The organism is Arthrobacter sp. Y3223164, from assembly GCF_059091005.1.
In genome coordinates this window covers 1-5,515 of the sequence record NZ_JBNHGF010000184.1, presented here as the reverse complement: position 1 = coordinate 5,515, position 5,515 = coordinate 1, and the positions used below count along the sequence as shown (strand labels likewise).

At 68.7% G+C, this 5,515-nt stretch carries 6 protein-coding genes and 1 pseudogene; 2 read left to right on the top strand and 5 right to left on the bottom strand.

Annotated elements, in window-relative coordinates; genetic code table 11:
* The coding region (locus AC5RUJ_RS10240; protein WP_494155825.1) for a nuclear transport factor 2 family protein at window positions 1-483 on the top strand (483 nt) is incomplete at its 5' end.
* A 72-nt stretch (window positions 484-555) separates the two neighbouring features.
* On the opposite strand, the gene AC5RUJ_RS10235 is transcribed toward AC5RUJ_RS10240, so the two are convergent.
* From AC5RUJ_RS10235 to AC5RUJ_RS10225, 3 genes are all read right to left on the bottom strand, one after another.
* A complete protein-coding gene (locus AC5RUJ_RS10235; protein ID WP_494001778.1) occupies window positions 556-846 on the bottom strand; it encodes a WXG100 family type VII secretion target in 291 nt (96 codons plus the stop codon).
* 120 nt (window positions 847-966) lie between these two features.
* On the bottom strand, window positions 967-2,424 hold the full coding sequence (locus AC5RUJ_RS10230) for a sensor histidine kinase (RefSeq protein ID WP_494026299.1): 1,458 nt from the start codon (window positions 2,422-2,424) through the stop codon (window positions 967-969).
* 3 nt (window positions 2,425-2,427) lie between these two features.
* Window positions 2,428-3,138: a response regulator transcription factor gene (locus tag AC5RUJ_RS10225; RefSeq protein ID WP_494001776.1), complete on the bottom strand. Its 711-nt coding sequence runs from the start codon at window positions 3,136-3,138 to the stop codon at window positions 2,428-2,430.
* A 180-nt stretch (window positions 3,139-3,318) separates the two neighbouring features.
* Between AC5RUJ_RS10225 and AC5RUJ_RS10220 the strand changes: the two genes are divergently transcribed.
* Window positions 3,319-3,582 carry a hypothetical protein gene (locus AC5RUJ_RS10220; RefSeq protein ID WP_494109705.1) on the top strand — a complete coding sequence of 88 codons (264 nt, stop codon included), beginning with the start codon at window positions 3,319-3,321 and terminating at the stop codon, window positions 3,580-3,582.
* 30 nt (window positions 3,583-3,612) lie between these two features.
* Here AC5RUJ_RS10220 and AC5RUJ_RS10215 read toward each other — a convergent pair whose 3' ends face one another.
* Window positions 3,613-5,268 (bottom strand): DNA repair helicase XPB, encoded by a 1,656-nt coding sequence (locus AC5RUJ_RS10215; RefSeq protein ID WP_494128685.1) that lies wholly within the window; start codon window positions 5,266-5,268, stop codon window positions 3,613-3,615.
* A pseudogene (locus AC5RUJ_RS10210) lies at window positions 5,269-5,515 on the bottom strand (helicase-associated domain-containing protein); the annotation flags it as partial.

The following is a 5,515-nucleotide window of genomic DNA, read 5'->3' as shown; positions in this document are numbered from 1 at the left end:
GCCGCCCGCCCGGGGAACACCCCGGCTGCCGCCGCCCGCCCGGGAAATACCCCGGCTGCCCGGCCGGCTGCCGCAGTCGTGCCGGAACCCGATCTTTTTTCCGAGTTGGAAGACTTCGCCGACCCGGCCGCTGTCGGGGACGCCGCGGAAGAGCTGGTGGTGCGGCTCGAGAAGGAGCTGCTCAGCCCCGTCGTCCGGGCTGACTACGGGCGCCTGGCCGTGCTGCTGCACCCCGACTTCGCCGAGATTGGCGAAGCAGGCCGGATGTGGACGCGGGACGCGATGATCAGCGAACTCCAGGAAAGCCCGGAGCTGGACGCGTCCATGGAGGTCTTCGCCGTCGAACGGCTGGGAGAAGACAGCATCTTGCTGACCTACCGGAGCATCCGCCGCGACGGTTCGGCCCTGCGCAGTTCGCTCTGGCTGCGCGATGGCGGGCGGTGGCGCCTGCGGTTCCACCAGGGCACCCCCGAGCAGGACTGAACGCCCGGCCGCACACCCGGCGGCGCCGCGGCCAAACCTTGCGGCCTCGCACCGGCCCCGCCCGGACGAAGGTCAGGCCAGGAACATCCGGGCGTTGGCCTCCTCGGCCTGCGAGTACTGCTGGGAGGCGTGGGACAGCGCCGCGTTGATGCTGGCCAAGGATTCCTCCACCTTCAGCTGGGTGGCCCGCCAGTCCGTGATCAGCTGCTGAAAGTTCGTCGCCGCCGAACCGGTCCACAGCGACTCCAATTCGCGCAGCCCGGACTGCATCGTGTTCACCTCCGCCTGCAGCCGACCGATGGTGCCCTGCACGGCGAGGCTCTTGGCGGCCAGAGCCTCGCTGTCTACCTGGAATACGGCCATGGTGTCCTCCGCTCGTGGATGAAGCTGTCCGACACGGTTCAGGCTAGGCAGCGGCGGAAGACGCCGCGAGACCCGAACCGACGGATGTGGAAAACCCCCAAGCGCGGGACGGGCCCGCGGTCACCCGAGGTCGAAGGCGCCGTCCTCGTCCGCCGGCGGGTGATACGGGATCCGGATGGACATGGTTGCCCCGCCGCCCGGGGTTTCAGCCAGCCTGACGCTTCCGTCGTGCTGGGCCACCAGGGCCGCGACGATGGCCAGGCCGAGCCCGGTGCCTCCGGTTTCGCGATCGCGGGAGGTGTCCGCCCGGTAGAAACGTTCGAACACCCGCGCGGCCTCGTCTTCGGAGATGCCCGGTCCGTGGTCGCGGATCTCCAGGACGGAATCCAGGCGGTCGTCGCTTCCCGGCTGGACGCCGACGGCGATCTCCAGCGGTGAGCCGTCGGGTGTGTAGCGCAGGGCGTTCGTGACCAGGTTGGCGACCACCTGGCGCAGCCGGGCCTCGTCGCCCACGATCGGGGCGGGCCGCGGCGCCCCGCCGTCGAGCCCCACGACCGTAATGGCGCGGTTGGGGGCGCTGGCCCGTGCGTCCAACGCCGCATCATTGCCGAGCATGAGGAGATCCAGCGGCCTGGTTTCGAGCGGACGCTGTTCGTCCACCCGTGCCAGGGTCAGCAGGTCTTCCACGAGCTGGCCCATGCGCTTGGCTTCGCTCTCGATCCGGCCCATGGCCGCACCGACGTCGTCGGGCGTCTGCAGCGCGCCGTGCCGGTACAGCTCGGAGAAGCCGCGGATGGTGACCAGCGGGGTGCGCAGCTCGTGTGAGGCATCCTGGACGAAGCGCCGCATTCGCTGTTCGGACGCGGTCCGGGACGCGAAGGCGGTTTCGATGTGCGCGAGCATGGCGTTCAGGGAACTGGACAGCCGGCCCACTTCGGTCGCCGGGTTCAGCACGTCGACGCGGCGGGAGAGGTCCCCGGCGGCAATGGCCGCTGCCGTTTTCTCCACCCGCGCCAAGGGCCGGAAGGAACGGGTGACGGCCAGCCACACGATGCCGATAGCGGCCACCGTGGCCGAGACGGCGATCAGAAGCGTGCTGGCCGCAACCTTGTCGAAGGTGCTGTTCACCTCGCTGTAGCTCACCGCCACCGCGACGGAGCCGGAATCGTTCTGGAGGGGCGTGACCCACACACGCCAGCCCTGGCTGTCCCGTTCGGTGCCGGCAACGTGGAACCCCCGGCCTTCGAGTGCCTGGGCCCGGTCGGGGGTGATGTCCCGCAGGTCCGGGCGGTCACCCGTGGGGTTGGTGTCAAGCGTGAGCTCGCCGCTGCGGGTGAACAAGGCGCCGTAATACCTCGACGAGTAGGACATTCCGGTGGGGGCCGTCGCCTCACGGACCAGGAAGGACGAGATGGACTGGCGGTTCTTGAGCAGGTCCTCGTCGAGCTGCCTCACCAGCGTGTCGTGAAGCTGGGTCAGGATCAGCGCCGAGGTCAGGGACAGGGTGGCGACCATGAGCACGCCCATGATCAGCACCAGCTGCGACCGCAGGGATGCTGACTTCCATCGATCCAGCATGGATCAGCGGCGGTCGGCCGTGCGCAGCAGGTACCCCACGCCGCGCTTGGTCTGGATCAGCGGCGGAGTATCCGGATTCGTGTCGATCTTCCGGCGCAGGTAGGAGATGTAGGACTCGACAATCGAGGCGTCGCCGTTGAAGTCGTACTCCCAGACATGGTCCAGGATCTGCGCCTTGGAGAGCACGCGGTTGGGGTTCAGCATCAGGTAGCGCAGCAGCTTGAACTCGGTGGGGGAGAGGTCGATGACGTCGCCGCCCCGGCGCACCTCGTGCGCGTCGTCGTCGAGCTCCAGGTCGTCCACCTGGATGATCGCGTCGTCTTCCAGCAGCGGCCGGGTGCGGCGGAGCACGGCGCGGATCCGGGCCACCACTTCGTCCAGGCTGAACGGCTTGGTCACGTAGTCGTCGCCGCCGACCGTCAGGCCGGTGACCTTGTCTTCGGTTTCGTCGCGGGCGGTGAGGAAGACCACGGGGAAATGCCGGCCGGAGGCCCGCAGCTTGCGGGTGACGGTGAACCCGTCCATGTCCGGCAGCATTACGTCCAGCACGGCCAGATCCGGTAAATGCTCTTCGGCGGCGTCCAGGGCCTCGCGGCCGTTGGCCGCAGCCACTACCTCGAATCCTGCGAACCGCAGCGAGGTGGACAGCAGTTCCCGGATGTTCGGCTCGTCGTCGACGACCAGCAGTTTGGCTTCGGGCTCAGGCTTTTTCACCCTTTCAGTGTGCTCCCGGTTTCTGGGAGTTTGCTGAGTGAATGCTGCGCGTGTAGGGCGGCCCGGATGCCCCATGCCCGGCCGGGGCAAATGGGTCGTTTGCCCGATGCTGCCACACCTGTCGGCGGCGGATTCTTGATTCGTCGGCGAAAAAGTCCGGCACAAGCCGAAAGGGAAATCATGCAGTCAGCAGTATTGGCCCGCGAATCTGAAGCAACGGATCTTTACGAGGCGGTTGAGGAGTTCGACGGTTCCCGAACCTTGGACCTCCGGCAGTTGCTCCGCGACACGGCGAGGGCGCTGAGCGCGGCGGCGGGCACCGCACGCCGAAGCCTTGCCCGTCGCCGCATGGACCGGCGCCGCTGGGCGGTTGATTACCAGCGGCTGGAGGAAGTCCGCGAAGAGGCCTTCCTCCAGTTGTACCGAAACGGCGGGCTGCGCTGAGGCCGGCGGCAGCGCGCGCGTCGGACCGGCCTACGGCTGCAGCACGTCGTTGGCGTCCTTGATGGTGTAGGCGTAGCCCTGCTCGGCCAGGAAGCGCTGGCGTTTGGCCGCGAAGTCCTGGTCCAGCGTGTCCCGCGCCACCACCGTGTAGAACCGGGCGGCCCGGCCGTCCGACTTCGGGCGCAGGAGCCGGCCCAGGCGCTGGGCTTCTTCCTGACGCGAGCCGAACGAACCGGACACCTGGATGGCCACGGTGGCTTCGGGCAGGTCGATGGAGAAGTTGGCGACCTTGGAGACGACCAGCGTTTGCAGTTCGCCGCGGCGGAACGCGTCGAACAGCCGCTGCCGTTCCTTCACCGACGTCTCGCCCTTGATCACCGGCGCATCCAGGTGCGCGGCAATCTCATCCAGTTGGTCGATGTACTGCCCGATCACCAGGAGCTGCTCGCCCCGGTGCGCCCGCACCAAGGCATCGACCACGGGGGTCTTGGTCGGCGACGTTGCGCACAGCCGGTACTTGTCGCCGTCGTCGGCCATGGCGTAGGCCACCCGCTCGTCCCGCGGCAGGTCCACCCGGACTTCGACGCAGTCGGCGGGGGCGATGTAGCCCTGTGCCTCGATGTCCTTCCACGGCGCGTCGTAGCGCTTCGGGCCGATCAGCGAGAACACCTCGCCCTCGCGGCCGTCCTCGCGCACCAGCGTGGCGGTCAGCCCCAGCCGCCGCCGCGCCTGCAGGTCAGCGGTCATCCGGAACATCGGGGCCGGGAGCAGGTGCACCTCGTCGTAGATGATCAGACCCCAGTCGTTGGCATCCAGGAGCTCCAGATGCGGGTGCAGCCCGCCGCGGCGCATGGTCAGCACCTGGTAGGTGGCGATGGTGACCGGCCGGACCTCCTTGACCGAACCGGAGTATTCACCCACCTCCTCCGCGGTCAGGGAGGTCCGGCGGACCAGTTCGTCCTTCCACTGCCGCGCGGAGACGGTGTTGGTCACCAGCACCAGGGTGGTGGTGGAGCTGGTGGCCATCGCGGCCGCGCCGACCAGCGTCTTGCCGGCCCCGCACGGCAGGACGACGACGCCGGAACCGCCGGCCCAGAAATTCTCCACGGCCAGGCGCTGGTACGGCCGCAGCTGCCAGCCGCCGGGTTCCGCGGATTCGGCCAGCGCGATCGGATGCGGCGTGCCGTCGACGTAGCCGGCCAGGTCCTCCGCGGGCCAGCCCAGCTTGAGCAGCAGTTGCTTGAGCTGGCCGCGCTGGGAGGAGTGCACCACGGTGGTCTCGGCATCGATCCGCGGACCCAGCAGCGGCTGGATCTTCTTGGCGTGCATGACCTCTTCGAGCACGGGGTAGTCGGTGGTGCGCAGCACGAGGCCATGCTGCGGGTCCTTCTCCAGCCGCAGCCGCCCGTAGCGGGACATGGTGTCCTCGATGTCCACGAGCAACGCGTGCGGCACCGGGAAGCGCGAGTAGTTCAGCAGCGTGTCCAGCACCTGTTCGGCGTCCAGCCCGGCGGCGCGCGCGTTCCACAGCCCCAGCGGAGTGATCCGGTAGGAATGCATGTGCTCCGGCGCGCGCTCCAGTTCGGCGAACGCGGCGATGGCGTGCCGGGCCTCGGTGGCCTGTATGTGGTCCACTTCCAGCAGGATGGTCTTGTCGCTCTGGACGATCAGGGGTCCGTTGGCCATTCAGCTGCCCTCCACTAGTTCAATGTCCATGACGCGGTGGATGGAGACGGTGCGCTCGCTGTCACGGTCGGGGTCGAAAACCCGCACCCGCCCGCCGCTGACGGACAACGGGAGCATCACCTGGCGCCGGTGGTTGCCGTCCGGGTCCACGATGCCGATCCGCACCTTCTGTTTCAACCGGACCGCGGTGCGCAGCGTTTCCAGCGCCAGCAGCGGCCCGGCCTCGGCGGCCGGCCGGGCGGGAACG